The 17,271-nt window shown below is 44.5% G+C and carries 13 protein-coding genes; 7 read left to right on the top strand and 6 right to left on the bottom strand.

Annotation, left to right across the window (positions count from 1 at the left end; genetic code table 11):
- Nucleotides 1-14 precede the first annotated feature (14 nt).
- From INR79_RS06670 to INR79_RS06650, 5 genes are all read right to left on the bottom strand, one after another.
- Nucleotides 15-692: an ABC transporter permease gene (locus tag INR79_RS06670; protein WP_004402602.1), complete on the bottom strand. Its 678-nt coding sequence runs from the start codon at nucleotides 690-692 to the stop codon at nucleotides 15-17.
- A 3-nt stretch (nucleotides 693-695) separates the two neighbouring features.
- Nucleotides 696-1,436, bottom strand: coding sequence for an ABC transporter permease (locus INR79_RS06665; protein ID WP_022594359.1), 741 nt, complete (start codon nucleotides 1,434-1,436; stop codon nucleotides 696-698).
- Between the two features lie 125 nt (nucleotides 1,437-1,561).
- Nucleotides 1,562-2,329 (bottom strand): ABC transporter substrate-binding protein, encoded by a 768-nt coding sequence (locus INR79_RS06660; RefSeq protein ID WP_022550232.1) that lies wholly within the window; start codon nucleotides 2,327-2,329, stop codon nucleotides 1,562-1,564.
- A 63-nt stretch (nucleotides 2,330-2,392) separates the two neighbouring features.
- On the bottom strand, nucleotides 2,393-3,163 hold the full coding sequence (locus INR79_RS06655; protein WP_022550231.1) for an ABC transporter ATP-binding protein: 771 nt from the start codon (nucleotides 3,161-3,163) through the stop codon (nucleotides 2,393-2,395).
- 258 nt (nucleotides 3,164-3,421) lie between these two features.
- Nucleotides 3,422-4,936 carry a hypothetical protein gene (locus tag INR79_RS06650; RefSeq protein WP_223096493.1) on the bottom strand — a complete coding sequence of 505 codons (1,515 nt, stop codon included), beginning with the start codon at nucleotides 4,934-4,936 and terminating at the stop codon, nucleotides 3,422-3,424.
- 544 nt (nucleotides 4,937-5,480) lie between these two features.
- Between INR79_RS06650 and INR79_RS06645 the strand changes: the two genes are divergently transcribed.
- Nucleotides 5,481-7,025 carry a DUF3360 family protein gene (locus tag INR79_RS06645; protein WP_022550229.1) on the top strand — a complete coding sequence of 515 codons (1,545 nt, stop codon included), beginning with the start codon at nucleotides 5,481-5,483 and terminating at the stop codon, nucleotides 7,023-7,025.
- A 287-nt stretch (nucleotides 7,026-7,312) separates the two neighbouring features.
- The gene (gene pflB, locus INR79_RS06640) at nucleotides 7,313-9,589 is read left to right on the top strand and encodes a formate C-acetyltransferase (RefSeq protein WP_022550228.1); all 2,277 of its coding nucleotides are present in this window, start codon (nucleotides 7,313-7,315) and stop codon (nucleotides 9,587-9,589) included.
- A 72-nt stretch (nucleotides 9,590-9,661) separates the two neighbouring features.
- Here the strand turns inward: pflB and INR79_RS06635 are convergent, their stop codons facing one another.
- A complete protein-coding gene (locus INR79_RS06635; protein ID WP_022589482.1) occupies nucleotides 9,662-11,542 on the bottom strand; it encodes a methyl-accepting chemotaxis protein in 1,881 nt (626 codons plus the stop codon).
- Nucleotides 11,543-11,766: 224 nt separating this feature from the next.
- Here INR79_RS06635 and INR79_RS06630 point away from each other — a divergent pair, with 224 nt between their 5' ends.
- From INR79_RS06630 to INR79_RS06610, 5 genes are all read left to right on the top strand, one after another.
- Entirely contained in the window at nucleotides 11,767-12,717 is a 951-nt protein-coding gene (locus INR79_RS06630; protein WP_223096491.1) for a lipid A deacylase LpxR family protein, read from the top strand.
- Between the two features lie 171 nt (nucleotides 12,718-12,888).
- A complete protein-coding gene (gene pflA, locus INR79_RS06625) occupies nucleotides 12,889-13,629 on the top strand; it encodes a pyruvate formate lyase 1-activating protein (protein WP_223096489.1) in 741 nt (246 codons plus the stop codon).
- Between the two features lie 56 nt (nucleotides 13,630-13,685).
- Nucleotides 13,686-14,345 (top strand): energy-coupling factor ABC transporter permease, encoded by a 660-nt coding sequence (locus INR79_RS06620; protein WP_223096487.1) that lies wholly within the window; start codon nucleotides 13,686-13,688, stop codon nucleotides 14,343-14,345.
- Nucleotides 14,346-14,506: 161 nt separating this feature from the next.
- Nucleotides 14,507-15,007 (top strand): YfbU family protein, encoded by a 501-nt coding sequence (locus INR79_RS06615; protein ID WP_223096485.1) that lies wholly within the window; start codon nucleotides 14,507-14,509, stop codon nucleotides 15,005-15,007.
- Nucleotides 15,008-15,299: 292 nt separating this feature from the next.
- On the top strand, nucleotides 15,300-17,234 hold the full coding sequence (locus INR79_RS06610) for a PrkA family serine protein kinase (protein ID WP_004402573.1): 1,935 nt from the start codon (nucleotides 15,300-15,302) through the stop codon (nucleotides 17,232-17,234).
- The last annotated feature ends 37 nt before the right edge of the window (nucleotides 17,235-17,271 follow it).

The raw sequence follows: 17,271 nt of genomic DNA, 5'->3' as shown, positions 1-17,271 counted from the left end.
CTTTTTTTAAGGTATTAAGAGAGCGGTCTTAAGTACGCCAGGAATTTCTTCTCTGCGACTTTGAAGCATCCCAGAATGATAAAGGTCAACGCCATATAGAATAGACCTGCAGTGAGGAAGGACTCAAAAGGCGCGTAGTATCGAGAATTCACTAACCTTGCCGCACCGGTTAAATCAATAATGGTCACAATCCCGGCCACTGCCGAACCGTGAAGCATAAAGATCACTTCATTACTGTATGCCGGAAGTGCCCTTCTTAATGCGCTAGGTAAAATGATTCGACGATACGTCTTCCAGGTACTCATGCCGTATGCTTTTGCCGCTTCCACTTCACCTTTAGGCAACCCATTAATCGCACCCCGGATGATTTCGGCGGTATACGCGGACGTATTCAACACAAAAGCCACCAAAGCACAGAACCACGCGTGTTCCCATAGGGTATCTTTCACCGGGAAAAACTGGTCCATACCATAATAGATAAGGTACAACTGCACCAATAATGGTGTGCCTCGGAAGAAATAAATGAATGCCCAAGAAGGCATACTGATCAGATAATTCGCGCTATTTCTTGCCACTCCTAATGGAATCGCAACCATCAAACCGATAACAAGCGCTAATCCAACTAACCAGACTGTGGTCCACAACCCTTCAAGATAAACAGGAAAGCTTTCTACAATTAAAGAAAAGTCCATGGTTTACCTCGCGTGAATACTGAATTTGCGCTCAACAAGCTTGAGTAAACCCGTTGATACACTGGTAAAGAAAAGAAAGATAACGGCAACCGTCATGTAGAAAGTAAACGGCATTTTTGTCGAACCAGCGGCCAGTGAACTCACACGTACCATATCCTCAAGACCGATAATTGACACCAGTGCAGTGGTTTTTAGCAACACCAACCAGTTATTGCCAAAACCCGGTAATGCGTGTCGAATCATTTGTGGAAGAAGAATACGACGGAAAGATAAGAAACTGCTCATCCCATATGCCTTCGCCGCTTCTAACTCTCCCTTATCCACGGCCATAATGGCGCCACGGAAAGTTTCAGCCATATAAGCGCCAAAGATAAAGCCTATCGTCAGTACCCCAGCAATGAACGGGCTGACATCAACATAATCTGGAAGGTAAGAAACCCACTCATGGTCTGGATTACTTGAGGTCATCCATTCATTTAGCCACTCATTCATTGAGTAGAGACTGTTGTTCAGTAGTATTTGTCCGCCGAAGAAAATCAGCATCATCAGCACGAGATCAGGTATACCTCGAATAACCGTGGTATAAAGCGTCGCGATTGCACGTGCCCAGCGATAGGGAGCTAACTTCGCCAGTGCCCCTAACATTCCAAGGAACATGGCAAGAATAAGAGACAGAACCGCCACTTCAATGGTAAGTAGCGCTCCCTTAAGAATTGAGACTTCGTATCCTTGAAGATCCAGCATATTTACATCCAGTAATACAACGAGCTGCAGAAGGCGAAAATCGCTCAGGGCATTAAAGTTGCAGAGGCACACATTGCCTCTGCATTTATTATTGTTGCCTTCTGTTTAAGAAGAAAAGTCAGCGATTACTCGCCGTAAACATCGTACTTAAAGTACTTAGCTGCAATTTCCTGATAGATGCCCTTCTCACGCAGAGCAAGAATTGCCGCATCCAGCTTTTTGGTCAGATCTTTGTCTTGTTTACGAACGGCAATACCGAAACCGTCACCAAACCACTTAGGGTCTGTCAAAGATGGACCAACAAATTCATAAGCGTCGCCGCCATCTTTGTTAAGTACACCCTCTTCAAGTGCAGATGCATCACCTAACACAGAAGCGATTCGACCATTAGCTAAGTCCAGGTAAGCTTCGTCAAACGAACCGTAACGCACGATTTCCACTTTCTTGTAGTTATCGGTTAGATATTTGTCATGCGTAGTTGCACGTTGTACACCGATCTTCACACCATCCAGGCTGCTAAAGTCAATGTCTGCACCTTTCTTAGCAATGAATTTGTTAGGAATAAGTGCGTACTTGCCTGTGAAATCGACTTTCTTCTTACGCTCTTCAGTAATCGACATTGCTGCGATAATAGCGTCGTATTTGCGCGCCAGAAGTGATGGAATAATGCCATCCCAGTCTTGTGGGACGATCTTACATTTCACTGCCATCTCTTTACAAAGCGCGTTCGCCATGTCGACATCAAAACCTTTAAGCGAGCCATCGGCTTCCGTCCAACTAAATGGAGGGTATGCACCTTCAATTCCAAAGCGTACTGTTTTCCAATCCTTCGCCTGAACAGTACCTGCAACAGCTGTCGCTGCCAAAGTCGCAGCAAGTAACCATTTTTTCATATCCATACTCCTGTGAATGGTTTAAATGTTGTGTTTGTTTTAATTAGTCTTATCAGACTGGTTTTAATAAATAGAAGAGATAAACTGCTGAAGTCTTTCCGACTCAGGGTTTGTAAACAGTTTAGATGGATCTCCCTGTTCTTCCACCAAACCCTGATGCAAAAACATAACGTGGTTAGAAACATCCCGGGCAAATGCCATCTCATGAGTGACCACCAGCATGGTTCTTCCCTCTTCGGCGAGATCACGCATAACACCAAGCACTTCACCAACTAATTCTGGATCAAGCGCCGATGTAGGTTCATCGAAAAGCATAACTTCAGGATCAACGGCCAGTGCTCTGGCTATAGCGGCGCGTTGTTGCTGACCGCCAGACAGGTGCCCTGGATAATAATCTTTGCGCTCAAAGAGACCGACTTTCTTTAGCAGTTCTTCTGCCTTGTCTCTTGCTTCTGCTTTAGGTACACCCAATACGTGAACTGGCGCTTCCATAACATTTTCTAAAACGGTCAAATGAGACCAAAGATTAAACCCCTGAAAAACCATTGCCAGACGAGAACGGATTCGTTGAACTTGTTTTTCGTTAGCGGGTAAAGATTCACCACGACGGTTAGTTTTCATCTGAATCAATTCACCATTGACCCAAATTTCACCAGCGGTTGGCGTTTCTAAAAGATTGATACATCTGAGAAAGGTACTCTTACCGGAACCGGAAGAGCCGATAATGGAAATGACATCCCCTTTGTGAGCTTCAAGCGAAATGCCTTTTAAAACTTCGTTCTGTCCGAACGTTTTGTGCAGTTCTTTTATATCCAGCGCGATTACATCCTTCATGCGCTTAACTCCCTGTGTAATTCCGACTGCAAGGTACTCCGACCTCTAAGTGTGTTACAAGCTAGCATTCAAGAAACCTTCTTGCAACATATTATTAACTTTAAAGTTTTTATTATTCAGACAATATATCTGAATAAGTATGCATCCACCAGAGTTTATTTTCAGCTTTTCTGGATATTGATGTAAAAAGAGCCTCAATGATGAGGCTCTTAAAGGTTAATTTTTGTGAACTTGAAAACCATCAGTTCACAATCTTCGTCAGTTAACGCTATTTGATAGCGTGACACTTGTTTTGCCCATTAATGAAATATAGCGCGTCTTTTCAGATGAAGGCTGTATTACCGGACCATTTACGTCGAAGTTGTTGCTCGCCGTACCTGATGCCAGATTTTGGACATCAATATAGTTGGACATAAAGTGCTGAGTCATTGCTGTACTTGTCTCACTTAATGATCCCAACCCAATTTCTATTCTGTTGGAAGAAGATGGCGCTAACGCTGAATACTTGCTCTCCATCAGTACCTGAGTACTGCGGGGCATTGAGATAATCGTTTGGTAATAGTTGCTTCCATCCGACGTATTGGAACGGACATGAACACGCTGGATATTGTAATTTGAAGCGGTATACCCTTGGCTTTCTACACAGTGTGTACCACTGCAGTTTGCTGTTGTAACCGATGCGGCAAAATTAGTCAGAGTCGGCGGAGTGATAGTCTTCGCGGTTGAATTAACAGGATACATTCCTTTATACGCCCAAGACCCGTTCGTTGTTGTGCCGTTAATTTTCATCGCCCATGCACTGAATGGACCGTTTCCATCAACAAATGAAAAGTTTGAGCTTGACTGATAGATTGGCTGCCACTGATAAAGATGCCCATTGTGAGATACTTCTACCTCGTTTCCACTGGATAAGGTTAAGTCCGTAAAGCTTAAGCCTGGCTGAACTAAATTGGTGTCGGAAAGCGTAACCGTTTTGCTATCGGGGTGAGTGTTCTGATTATGTGCAAAGTCACCGCCAACAAACGCGTAGTTCCGTAAATCTAGCGCCTGAGAACTGGTGTAGGTTTCATACTGTGTGAGTAGGATTTTTTCTGTCGCCGGAATTGGCGCGATAACAGGAATTTTGTTTGGAAAATTTGCCACTGCTCCCGAAGTGCCTTTATCGATATAACTTGATTGCACATATTTCGTCGCAGGTGCATTTACTGTTACGCCAGCATTAGCATCAGGGGTGACGCTTGCCGGTAGCCCCTCACCAGTATAATAACAAGAGTAAGCGCCAGGCTTGCGTAAGTTGAAGACCATATTGTTCACAAATGGTTTTTCAACAGAATAAGAATACAGAGCTCTTCCTGAACCAATTAAGCCGTCCACTTCTTCTACAGTGACATATCCATTTGTTGGGATGTCATCATAGTTAATGCTTACCGTACCGTAAGCGTTGGGGGAGAGTTCTTTTACCAGTTTACCAACCGAGTTATGTATTGAAATCACCACATTTTGTGTCGCACGGTACGCATAGATGCGCTTTGAACTGTCATTCGTGTCTACGGCGTAAACAGCACAATCGGCATTTACTGAACTAGGCACTTCTGAACGCAGGTTAACAAGCTGCCAGTTATAGATTGTTGGCGCTGGCGGCGGAGTCGGCGTCGGTGCAGGTGGTGTGGGTGGTTTACTGTTACTGCCTGTGCTGCTCTTACTTTCTGAACCGCATCCAGACAACATAACGGCTGTAGCCAAAGCAACAACACTGAATTTGAATTTTGTCATCTTTTCCCCTCGTGAGCGGCAAGCCATTGCCACCGCTCTTTCATTTCTCTGTCTGAAATATGAAGAGCAAAAACCAAGCCAGAAAAGAGCGTCATCGTAAATTAGCTTAAAAACAGTGTGTTGCGCTGTTAGATAATCTCAAACAGGCAAACCAATTGCTGCTCACTTTCTCATCCCTTGCATCACGTTAATGATAAAGATCATATTTTTATTTCTCTGGCTGATAGATGCTTCGCATAACTTGTATTTTTTCGAAAATAACCGTAACCAATTTACATAATTTGATGCAGACACACGCATTATTAGCATCATGTTGTAGTTTTATTTCAACAATAGCCTTTAAGTGATCAAGATCAATCATGCTAAATAGGCCCGTTGATACACTCGGAACGAATACAAAAAACAACAATTTAATCAACAAAAGAGTTTCATATTGTGCAACACTAGCCCATATAGCTCGTGCCACAGTTTAGCGAATGCAACCGCTTATTTGCGGTTGTTTCAATGTTTAAAGAATTACTAACTTTAAGAAAACGAGGAATCTATGTCCGACGCCGTCAAAACAGACAACTCAGACGCTATGGATGAGAAAAGCTATAGCGAGCTGCACAGACCAGCTTCAGAGTTCAAGAGTCGTTCAGATTATCTAGACCATGAACTTCAAATAATGAAGCCTCGCCGCTATGGTCTGAACCTTCCCGGTCGCGACTTCCGCTTTGAATTGGAAGATTTAGTTCCAGCACTTGCTGGCACAATCGGTATCATTGCCATGTATTCAGCAGTAATGATGTCGTGGGCAGATGGTCTATCCGCCGCTTGGGAACACGTCAATTTAGGTAAAGAATTTGCCATTGAAGTTGCTCGTGTTGAAATGCTAATCCCAGCTCTACTTTTCTGTGTACTCGCATCCGGTTTCATTAACCCTCGTGCTAACCTCGCAGGTAACCACGGACCAATGATCCCGCTCATCGGCACCATTGCTTTAGCCGGTGCTCACCCTCTTGCGCTTGCCATTCTTCTTGGGGTATTTGGTCTTCTTTTAAGTTACTTCAAGGGCGGTTCTAAACTCGTTAACTTAACTTCCCAAGGCACCGCTGGTGGTCTCCTGATATTCCTCGGTTTTACTGGAACCATGAGCCAGATCGGTTCAATTCAAAGTTGGGCAACGGGTCTTGAATCTGCGGAAGTGGCTGCAGGCAGCATGGGTTATGTCGGTTTGGTTGTACTCGCAATTACCATCGTTATTTATGCGTTTCTAGCTAAAATCAACATGCGCTGGCTGGCGATTCCAGTGTGTGCGGCAGTTGGTCTGGTCGTTGCGTTAGCATTGGGCGCAAGCTTTGACCTGAAATTTGAAACTGAAATGGGCTTGCCTAACCTAAACCCTGTTTACTGGTGGGGCAGCACGGAAACGGGCTGGCAGCTTGGCTTGCCAACGCTTCAGCATTTCATTGCATCACTGCCATTTGCGATTCTGGCGGTAGCGATGTGGTCTCCTGACTTCCTTGGTCACCGTATTTTCCAAGAGCTTAACTACCCTAAGCGTACTGAAAAAGTACTTATGGATGTCGATGACACAATGACCATGTGTTCAATTCGTCAGATGGTTGGTACAGCAGTCGGTGGCGGTAACATCACTTCTTCTTGGGGTACGTACATGATCCCAGCCGCTATCGCCAAGCGCCCTATTCCTGGTGGTGCAATCCTGCTTGGCTTAATTGTTATGGCTGTTGCGATTCTTGGTTTCCCAATGGATGTCGCTGTTTGGCCTCCTGTCATGCGTGTTGCTCTTCTGGTTGGTGTATTCCTTCCATTGCTTGAAGCAGGCATGCAGATGGTGAAAGACACGAAAGATTCACAAGCAGCTGGTATCTGTATCTTTGGTAGTGCCGTGGTTAATCCTGTTCTGGCATGGGCTATCACAATGCTTCTGGATAACAACGGCCTAATTGGTGACAAAGAGCGCGCGAAGAAGCTTTCTTTCGTCGACAAAGTTGTGATCCCAGGTGGTGTACTGGTTATCTGTCTGATTGCTATGCTAGCGGTAGGTATGCTTGAAAGCCAATATGGCATCAAAGCCTGGCTTTAAATTCAAATAAATTTGTGGGTGGCAACAATTGCCACCCAAATTTTATCGACTTTTTTTAGGATTTATTGATTTAGTTTAAGGTTTGCAACTTTTTTTTAGACTATCTTGGAACTGAAGAAAAGAGACAGAATCTTAAAACTAGTGACAATATGTATGGCTTTAAGACGAAAAAAGCGAAGCTATTCATATTGTTATTCATAAAGAGTGTACTGCCCTCCCCGTAGGAGGTAGCTGGCTCAACGGCTAAAAACAGTACGTGTTTTTTCTACTAAAAAGGTAGGTATGTCATGGCAGAGCAATTTGCTAAAGCTTGGGAAGGTTTTGCACAAGGCGATTGGCAAAACGAAGTTAACGTTCGTGATTTCATTCAAAAGAACTACACGCCGTATGAAGGTGACGAATCTTTCCTAGTTTCTGAAGGTACTGAAGCAACGAATACGCTTTGGGCTAAGGTAATGGAAGGTATCAAACAGGAAAACGCCACTCACGCACCTGTTGATTTCGATACTTCAGTTATCTCTACCATCACTTCTCATGATGCTGGCTACATCAACAAAGACCTAGAAACCATTGTTGGTCTTCAGACCGAAGCGCCTCTTAAGCGTGCAATCATGCCTAATGGCGGTGTACGTATGATCGAAGGATCATGCAAAGCGTACGGTCGCACACTAGATCCACAAGTTTCTAAAATCTACTCAGAGTACAGAAAAACACACAACCAAGGTGTTTTCGATGTTTACTCTCCAGATATTCTAAAATGTCGTAAGTCTGGTGTTCTGACGGGTCTTCCTGATGCATACGGTCGTGGTCGTATCATTGGTGACTACCGTCGTGTCGCTCTATACGGCGTAGACTTCCTAATGAAGGACAAGGTCGCTCAGTTCCACTCTACTCAAGAAAAACTTGAAGGTGGTGACGATCTACAAATGACCATGCAATTGCGTGAAGAGCTTCAAGAGCAGCACCGTGCACTAGGTCAATTGAAAGAAATGGCAGCGTCTTACGGCTTCGACATTTCTGGTCCTGCAACAACAGCTCAAGAAGCAATCCAGTGGACTTACTTCGGTTACTTGGCTGCGGTTAAATCTCAAAACGGTGCGGCTATGTCTCTGGGTCGTACTTCGACTTTCCTAGACGTATACGTTGAGCGTGATATCGCTGCTGGCATCATCACAGAAGAACAAGCTCAGGAAATGATCGACCACTTCGTAATGAAGCTGCGTATGGTTCGCTTCCTACGTACTCCTGAGTACGATGAGCTATTCTCTGGCGACCCAATCTGGGCAACAGAATCTATGGGTGGTATGGGTGTCGACGGTCGTACTCTTGTTACACGTACAAACTTCCGTTTCCTAAACACGCTATACACTATGGGTCCTTCTCCAGAGCCAAACATCACTGTACTTTGGTCTGAGCAACTACCTGACGGCTTCAAGAAGTTCTGTGCGAAGGTATCTATCGATACTTCTTCTATCCAGTACGAGAACGATGACCTAATGCGTCCAGACTTCGACAACGATGACTACGCTATCGCTTGTTGTGTATCTCCAATGGTTATCGGTAAGCACATGCAGTTCTTCGGCGCTCGAGCAAACCTAGCTAAGACTCTACTTTACGTTATCAACGGCGGTGTAGATGAGAAGCTTAAGATGCAAGTTGGTCCTAAGACTGAACCAATGCTTGATGAAGTTCTGGACTTCGACAAAGTTTGGGCTGGTCTGGACAACTTCATGGACTGGCTGGCGAAGCAATATGTGACTGCACTAAATGCTATCCACTACTCTCACGACAAGTACAGCTACGAAGCAGCCCTAATGGCACTTCATGATCGCGACGTTCGCCGTACAATGGCGTGTGGTATCGCAGGTCTTTCTGTTGCTGCTGACTCATTGTCTGCAATCAAGTACGGTCAAGTTAAGCCAATCCGTGACGAAGACGGCATTGCTATCGACTTCGACATCTCTGGCGACTACCCTAAATTTGGTAACAACGACGCACGTGTTGATGACATGGCTTGTGAACTTGTTTCTATCTTCATGGGTAAAATCCGTAAGCTTAAGACTTACCGTGATGCAGTTCCTACTCAGTCTATCCTTACTATCACTTCAAACGTGGTATACGGTAAGAAGACTGGTACAACACCAGATGGTCGTAAAGCTGGTGCACCATTTGCACCGGGTGCAAACCCAATGCACGGTCGTGATGAGAAAGGTGCAGTAGCATCTCTAACATCTGTCGGTAAACTGCCATTTGCTGATGCGAAAGACGGTATCTCTTACACATTCTCTATCGTTCCTAACGCACTAGGTAAAGAAGAGAACTCACAGCGCGCTAACTTGGCTGGTCTGATGGATGGTTACTTCCACCACGAGCAAGGCATTGAAGGTGGTCAGCACCTGAACGTTAACGTTCTTAACCGCGAAACTCTAGAAGACGCAGTTAAGCACCCAGAGAACTACCCCCAGCTGACAATCCGTGTATCTGGTTACGCTGTACGTTTTAACTCTCTGACTGTAGAGCAGCAAAAAGACGTAATCGCACGTACATTTACTGAGTCTCTATAAGATTCTTAGTTACCAATGACAAAGCCCCGCAAATGCGGGGCTTTTTGTTTTTCTGCAATGATATGTTGATGGCTACACTGAAAACTGGTTGCATTCCTGCATCAAAATGCCAGAGCGTTCATCTACCCGACCACTGGTTTGACGCAATTGAGTGTTGTTGTCCTCAATAGTACTCATTGAACCGGAAATCTGCGACATGCTGTCTGCCATAGACTGGCTTGTAGCCGCCAGCTCCCGAATTGCCTGGAAAATACCTTCCGTCTGTTCACTTGCTTCGCTAACCTGCTCGGTGATCAAACGTAATGCTTCCATGGCTTCGTGCCCTTTTTCACGTCCTTTTCGCATAGAAACTTCAGACTGCCCGATATACTGAATCACCTCGGCGCTCTCTTTTTTCATTGTCTCAATGGTTCCGGAAATTTCTGCCACCGCATCTACGGTTCTTACAGCCAAGCTTCGAACTTCATCGGCAACCACAGCAAAACCGCGCCCTTGCTCCCCTGCTCTGGCAGCTTCAATCGCGGCATTCAACGCCAATAAGTTAGTTTGTTCTGCAATACCATTGATGATTTCCATAACAGAGTCGACTTTTGATGACGCGTCTTCAAGTAACTTGATATGGCTTGCCGCGTTGCCAAGAATTTCCCCAATATCTTCAATTGAATCAATGGCGCTGGTGATCACCGAGGCACCTTTTTGTGCAGATTTACTGGATTCTTCGCTCACCTTAACCACAAGTTCCAGACTACCTGAAACATCCTGGGTCGTCGCATTCACTTCTTCGGTTGCCGAAGCAAGCACTTGCGTCTGTACAACAACGTCGTGCTGACTTGCAACCAAATCATCTAGACCGGAATTCAATTCCGTTGCATTAGACGAAAGCGCTGTACTGCTTTGTTGCACTCCCTTAACCAACTCACCAAGATGCTGGCAAGCCAGATTGATGTTAATGGCCAGACGGTTAAATTCATCATTTTTGTTTGAAGAAACGGGCATTCTCTTTGAAAGATCACCTGAAGAAATTCGCTCCAGCATTTCTGTTACTTTCTTTAGAGAGCGAGAAATAGAGAGGTTTTGAGAAACAAAAATGAACAGCGTAAACAGGGCTAGAATCAGGCAGGCAATCAGCGTTGAAAACTGAACGGTTGAGGAAGTTTGCTGCGCCGCTTCACCGAACTGGGCGCTGATGATATTCATCTCTTTTGCCAGGTTAGAGACCGTTTTCTGAACATCTTGCTGACGTATGAATAAGTTTTCTTCGACTGTTTTCAATTCGACCGACAACTCACTCACCCGAGCAGAATGCTCCTTAAACAATTCGACTTCCTTCTCATAGAGGTCGAGCATGGCATATGAGTTAGACATATTGATAAACATCGCTAACGCACGGTTAAAAAACTTCAAATTCTCTTCGTTAGGTTGAAGTAAGTACGTTTGCTGCGTTTTGACCATATTTTGAAAGTCTGAGTTGATGCTCACCATGCCTGTTTCTGCAATTTTTGCTTCAATGGTGTTGGCGAGTTGTTTAAGTTGTCCCAACTTGCCATCATCAACGTTAAATCCCATCTCTTCACGAATGGACAACCACGGAGACATGGCTGCTTTGTAAGCGGACACCGATTCCACAAACTCCACGGCTCCCTGATTTAGCCCAACGTCTGAAAGAATGTATTTCTTTGCTTCCGCTTTTTCAGAAATAGTGCTTAGCAAAGCTTTAATTTCAGGCACTTGGTCAACTGTTAAGTTATTTAGCCTAGCCGCCAGTTCCAGAAGTCCAATCTGAGTTTCGCTAATTTGAGAGACTCCTTCTTGAATGTCACTTTGTTTTTTATATTGTCCAGTAACCGCTCCAATTTTGACTGAAATAAACAAAGACAACCCGATGAAACCTGCCATCAAAGCCGCCAGATATATCCATACCTTTTGCTTTTGTGAGAGCGCAAAGCTTTTCATCACTCCCTCCTTTTCGGATAAAAAAACTTAGAACACAACAAAAGCCAAGCACTTTGGTTGTATTTACATTTTTCTAACATTTGACAATTGACATTTCCATCAATTAATTTTTAACACTTCCTTTTACGTGAGGATGTTCAAAACTGTTACTGGCTGAATTGCATAAAAAATGAAATCAGTTCACATTGCTATTATGAGCTCGATAGCTAAGGAGTAGAATTGCTATGAAAACTGCGTCACTTCTCTTTGTTTCCTTGGCACTTGCGCCTCTTTTTTCTCACGCCAAAACGCTTTGGTCTCTGACCATGGATAACGACTCCATGGTAACCAGCGACAGGGATTACAGCAGCGGCATTACCCTCGGATTTTCCACTGAATTAGAAAGCGAACCCAGCTATCTAAGTTGGTTTGGTAAAAGTAGCGACCGTCTCTACTTTGGTATCGATTTCGGGCAAAAGCTCTGGACACCTGACGATATTGAATCCACCACCCAAAAACCAAATGAACGCCCTTATGCCGGTTTGAGCTACCTGGACTCACATCTGGCATCAGGAGACAGCAATACCTACCAAAATATTCATGTTCTCATGGGAGTGATGGGACGTAATGCTCAGGCAGACAGTGCCCAAACTTTTGTCCATGACATCATCGGCTCCCCTAAACCGCGAGGATGGGAACATCAGATCGAAGAATCTTTTGTTTACCAATTGGGCTATTCACATCAGAAACTCCTTAGCCGCAGCTCTGGGCTTCTTGGAGAAACAGAAATATCCTGGACGAATCGTCTGGAACTGGGAAACTTCCGCTCGGAATTAGGCAGTGGCGTGCTCTTTCGCTGGGGTGATGCGCTGGGCAATTCCTTTGGCTCCATTGCAATAAAATACGACAATCCCGCTCATCGACTGAGGCTGGATGATGGACGTTCTGGATGGTTTTTGTTTTCTGGCTTAGAAGCAAGGTACCGACACAATGACGTTACGATTACAGGTCAAAGACCAGATGAGAAATATCCTGTTTCTGTAACTCACTTTCAGTCTACAGCGATTTTAGGAGGGTTAGCTCATTATAAAGACGTTGGCGTATCACTGACTTTTTCGCTCAAGACTCCCGATTTCAAAGAAGATCAGTTTGATTTCCACGGTACTGGCTCGCTTTCACTTTTCTGGCTATTTTGATGTTTTATAAACAGTTATTACTCAGTTCATTTCAAATAAGAATCATTCACTAAGTCAAAATGGAAATTCGAAATTATTTCCTCTCTTGGTGAAAAATAACCTCAGTTTTTCCTAGGGTAAGCGTGCATTTTGTAATAAAATGACAATAAACAAATCCTAAGAGATGAGCTCATGTCTACTACTGGTCGTATTCATTCATTCGAATCTTGTGGCACTGTGGATGGTCCTGGAATCCGCTTCATCGTTTTCCTTCAGGGATGCCTGATGCGATGTAAGTATTGTCACAACCGGGACACATGGGATACCCATGACGGCAAGGAAGTTAGCGTCGAAGAAATCATCAATGAGGCAAAGTCCTACAAACACTTTATGCGTGCTTCTGGTGGTGGTGTTACCTGCTCTGGCGGTGAAGCCATGTTGCAACCAGAGTTTGTTCGAGATTTCTTCAGAGCAGCCAAAGAAGAAGGCATGCACACCTGCCTCGATACCAATGGCTATATAAGAAAACACACCGATGTGGTTGATGAGGTTCTGGAAGCCTCTGATCTGGTGATGCTGGATCTCAAACACATGAAGGATGAAATCCATCAGGATTTTATTGGTGTCTCCAACCGAAGAACACTGGATTTTGCTCGCTATCTACACAAGATTGGGCAAACCACCTGGATCCGTTATGTTGTTGTTCCCGGCTACACAGATGATGAAGAAGCAGCACATATGCTCGGTGACTTCATCAAGGATATGGATAATATTGAAAAGGTTGAGTTGCTTCCCTACCACAAGCTAGGCGCTCATAAGTGGGAAGCGTTGGGTCATGACTACCCGTTAGAAGGTGTAGAGCCTCCTTCGAAAGAAGTCATGGACTCCATCAAAGGTATTCTTGAGCAATATACCGAAAATGTGAAATACTAGTTAGACACTAAGCCAGCATTCTCCATGCTGGCTTTTTCTTTGTTGGGAAGGACAGGATGTCGGTTTTTCAATTTCTTTGTTTTTTAGCGTTAGTCTTCACATGTTATCGGTGCTGGCATGACGTGAAAAGCGTGTTCATCCCCAAGTTCGTACAGGAACGCAGTTTTCAGAACCTCACCATTGTTAGTTGCGCAATTCTGTTTTTCCTTTGGCAAACTAAAGCCGGAGTGAAAAGCGGTTTAGATATTCATTTCCTTGGTTTAACGGCTTTCACGATGATGTTTGGCTGGCGAATTGCGTGCGTTTTGCTAATCCCTATTTTTGCTTTGATAGCCATTTGGGATGGCTGGTTAATCGCCGACTTTTCTGTGCAGGTTTTAATATCCGGTCTAATCCCAGTGTTGGTCAGCTATGGCATTTTTTCTCTTAGCTATCATTACCTTCCTAAAAATGTATTTGTTTTTATTTTTGTCGCAGGCTTCTTCAATGCCATGTTTACGGGCAGTGTTCACTTGTTAGTCAGAGGCACTTATTACCTTTGGCAAGGCACTTACGATCTCACTACCGTGGTAGATAATTTCTTTGTTCTCATTCCATTGATGGCTTTTCCCGAAGGGCTGTTGAATGGCATGACACTGGCCATTCTTTGCGTTTACAAACCCGAGTGGTTACGAGTTTTTTCTGACCGTCACTACCTCTATTCCAATAAGTCTTAAAAACTATTCTGGCAAGTCCTGAAACTATCCATAGAAGCACGAAAAAATCGTTCAAACTCTCAACAAACCTTATTAAACATGTGTTGAGATCATGTTTCTGGTCGGATACTTACTGTTACTCTGGTTCGCAGATTAAGTAATAAATTTTGAGAGACCATGCTATGGAAATGACTAACGCTCAACGCCTGATCCTGTCGAACCAGTATTACCTGATGTCACAAATGGACCCTGACAATTCAGCGAAGTATCAGCGTTTACAAACCATCGTGGAACGCGGTTATGAATTGCAAATGCAGGAACTGAACAAAGAGTACGGCTGCCTGGACGAAACTCAGTGCCGTGAAGTTCTGGAAATCATGGAAATGTATCACGCGATGCAGGAGTCCAATAAGATGCTTAACGACTTAGATCGAGAGCAAGTGGACCAGCGCCGTTTGAACTTCCTTGGATTCGACATTGCATCCGAGGCGCAACTGGTGAATTACGTTCGCTTTTTGGTTGATTCCGAAGGCTTGTACACCCAGTTTGATAAGGCTGACCACCACTTCAATGCTCAAATGCCGATGCTAGAAAAATATCGCCGAATGTTGAAGACTTGGAAGTCATGTCCAAGACAGTATCACTTGTCTGCCGCTGAATTTGCACAAATCTTTAATGCTTAGCGCATAAAACTAATGTAAGTCTTTCACATTATTTGAAAATATTTTTAAAGCACCACATGAATGTGGTGCTTTTCTTTTGCCACGTTAGGCAGGACAACGCTTCACAGCGTTTGAAACACATAAATCCCACCAATACAAACCCTTACCGAGCTCATATTTTTTTAGTAAAAAATCGAAATAAATATCGAATTAATAAGCAGAATTCAAAATCTGGGTCTAACCTTAATCAGTGAAGGACGTGACATTTTCGCTGTTAATTAGTCGATTTGACAGGTTTAGAGGGGTATTCGCTATGAGCATTTTTGACCACTACCAGGCTCGCTATGAAGCAGCCAAGGATGAAGAACTATCACTGCAGGACTTTTTATCGTTATGTCGTGACGACAAAAGCGCTTATGCCAACGCTGCTGAGCGCCTCTTGTTAGCGATCGGAGAACCTGAGGTTATCGACACCGCACTCGACCCGAGACTGAGTCGTATTTTCTCCAATAGAGTGATTTCCCGATACAAAACATTCGAAGACTTTTATGGCATGGAAGACGCCATTGAGCAAATCGTGTCTTACCTAAAGCACGCCGCTCAGGGTCTGGAAGAACGCAAACAGATTTTATACCTTCTGGGTCCGGTGGGTGGCGGTAAGTCATCGTTGGCCGAGAAACTGAAAGCGCTGATGGAAAAAATGCCAATCTATGTGCTTTCTGCAAACGGGGAGCGCAGCCCTGTTAACGATCACCCGTTCTGTTTATTTGACGTGAACGAAGACGGTGATTTGCTGCAAAGCGAGTACGGCATCGAGAAGCGCTACCTACGCTCCATCATGTCACCTTGGGCGGCAAAACGCCTGACGGAATTCGGCGGCGACATTTCAAAATTCAAGGTGGTGAAAGTCAGACCATCCATTCTGGCACAAACTGCGATCGCTAAAACCGAACCAGGCGACGAAAACAACCAAGACATCTCTTCCCTTGTTGGTAAAGTGGACATCCGCCAACTTGAGCATTTCTCTCAGGACGATCCAGATGCATACAGTTACTCCGGTGCATTATGTCGAGCTAACCAAGGTCTGATGGAATTCGTAGAGATGTTCAAAGCACCAATCAAGGTGTTGCATCCGCTACTAACGGCAACTCAGGAAGGCAACTACAACGGCACCGAAGGTCTGTCTGCCTTACCATTTGACGGCATGATTCTGGCGCACTCAAATGAGTCCGAGTGGCAAACCTTCCGAAATAACAAGAACAACGAAGCGTTCCTTGACCGTGTGTACATTGTTAAAGTCCCTTACTGCTTGCGCGTGTCGGAAGAAGTCAAAATCTACCAGAAACTGCTTGACCACAGTGAGCTATCCAAAGCACCGTGCTCACCCAGCACCTTGGACATTCTGGCGCAGTTCAGTATCTTGTCTCGTCTGAAAGATCCTGAAAACTCCTCCATCTTCTCTAAGATGCGCGTTTACGACGGTGAAACGCTCAAAGATACCGATCCAAAAGCGAAGAGTTACCAAGAGTACCGCGATTTTGCAGGCGTTGATGAAGGCATGTCCGGTCTCTCAACCCGTTTTGCGTTCAAGATTCTCTCTCGCGTATTTAACTTCGATCAGTCTGAAGTGGCAGCAAACCCAGTTCACCTGTTCTACGTGATTGAGCAACAGGTAGAGCGCGAGCAGTTCCCACAAGATACTGCCGAGCGCTACCTTGAATTCTTGAAAGGCTACTTAGTACCTAAATACGTCGAGTTTATCGGTAAAGAGATTCAGACTGCTTACCTCGAATCCTATTCTGAGTACGGTCAGAACATTTTCGACCGCTACGTGACCTACGCTGATTTCTGGATTCAGGATCAGGAATATCGCGACCCAGAAACAGGGCAACTGTTTGACCGTGCGGCTCTGAACAACGAGCTTGAAAAAATCGAGAAAACAGCTGGTATCAGTAATCCGAAAGACTTCCGAAATGAGATTGTGAACTTTGTATTGCGCGCTCGTGCCAATAACAAAGGTCAGAACCCAGTTTGGACCAGCTACGAAAAACTCAGAACCGTTATCGAGAAGAAAATGTTCTCGAACACAGAAGAGTTACTTCCTGTTATTTCCTTTAATGCGAAAACCTCAACCGACGATCAGAAAAAACACGACGACTTTGTCGCTCGTATGATGGAGAAAGGCTACACCAAGAAACAAGTCAGACTGCTGTCAGAGTGGTACCTACGAGTTCGTAAGTCCTCTTAATACTAAGTGTCTGAAAAATGGGGACTGGCATGCATTG

Origin of the sequence: Vibrio sp. SCSIO 43132 (assembly GCF_019904195.1) — a bacterium.
Taxonomy (GTDB): Bacteria; Pseudomonadota; Gammaproteobacteria; order Enterobacterales; family Vibrionaceae; genus Vibrio; species Vibrio nigripulchritudo.
Note: the sequence above shows the minus strand (reverse complement) of the source record. Positions and strands in the feature narration are given on the sequence as shown.

Bases quoted from the DNA above. Each gene is read 5' to 3' on its own strand.
- INR79_RS06670 (WP_004402602.1), bottom strand. From the start codon at position 692: ATGGACTTTTCTTTAATTGTAGAAAGCTTTCCTGTTTATCTTGAAGGG.
- INR79_RS06665 (WP_022594359.1), bottom strand. From the start codon at position 1,436: ATGCTGGATCTTCAAGGATACGAAGTCTCAATTCTTAAGGGAGCGCTA.
- INR79_RS06660 (WP_022550232.1), bottom strand. From the start codon at position 2,329: ATGAAAAAATGGTTACTTGCTGCGACTTTGGCAGCGACAGCTGTTGCA.
- INR79_RS06655 (WP_022550231.1), bottom strand. From the start codon at position 3,163: ATGAAGGATGTAATCGCGCTGGATATAAAAGAACTGCACAAAACGTTC.
- INR79_RS06650 (WP_223096493.1), bottom strand. From the start codon at position 4,936: ATGACAAAATTCAAATTCAGTGTTGTTGCTTTGGCTACAGCCGTTATG.
- INR79_RS06645 (WP_022550229.1), top strand. From the start codon at position 5,481: ATGTCCGACGCCGTCAAAACAGACAACTCAGACGCTATGGATGAGAAA.
- pflB (WP_022550228.1), top strand. From the start codon at position 7,313: ATGGCAGAGCAATTTGCTAAAGCTTGGGAAGGTTTTGCACAAGGCGAT.
- INR79_RS06635 (WP_022589482.1), bottom strand. From the start codon at position 11,542: ATGAAAAGCTTTGCGCTCTCACAAAAGCAAAAGGTATGGATATATCTG.
- INR79_RS06630 (WP_223096491.1), top strand. From the start codon at position 11,767: ATGAAAACTGCGTCACTTCTCTTTGTTTCCTTGGCACTTGCGCCTCTT.
- pflA (WP_223096489.1), top strand. From the start codon at position 12,889: ATGTCTACTACTGGTCGTATTCATTCATTCGAATCTTGTGGCACTGTG.
- INR79_RS06620 (WP_223096487.1), top strand. From the start codon at position 13,686: ATGTCGGTTTTTCAATTTCTTTGTTTTTTAGCGTTAGTCTTCACATGT.
- INR79_RS06615 (WP_223096485.1), top strand. From the start codon at position 14,507: ATGGAAATGACTAACGCTCAACGCCTGATCCTGTCGAACCAGTATTAC.
- INR79_RS06610 (WP_004402573.1), top strand. From the start codon at position 15,300: ATGAGCATTTTTGACCACTACCAGGCTCGCTATGAAGCAGCCAAGGAT.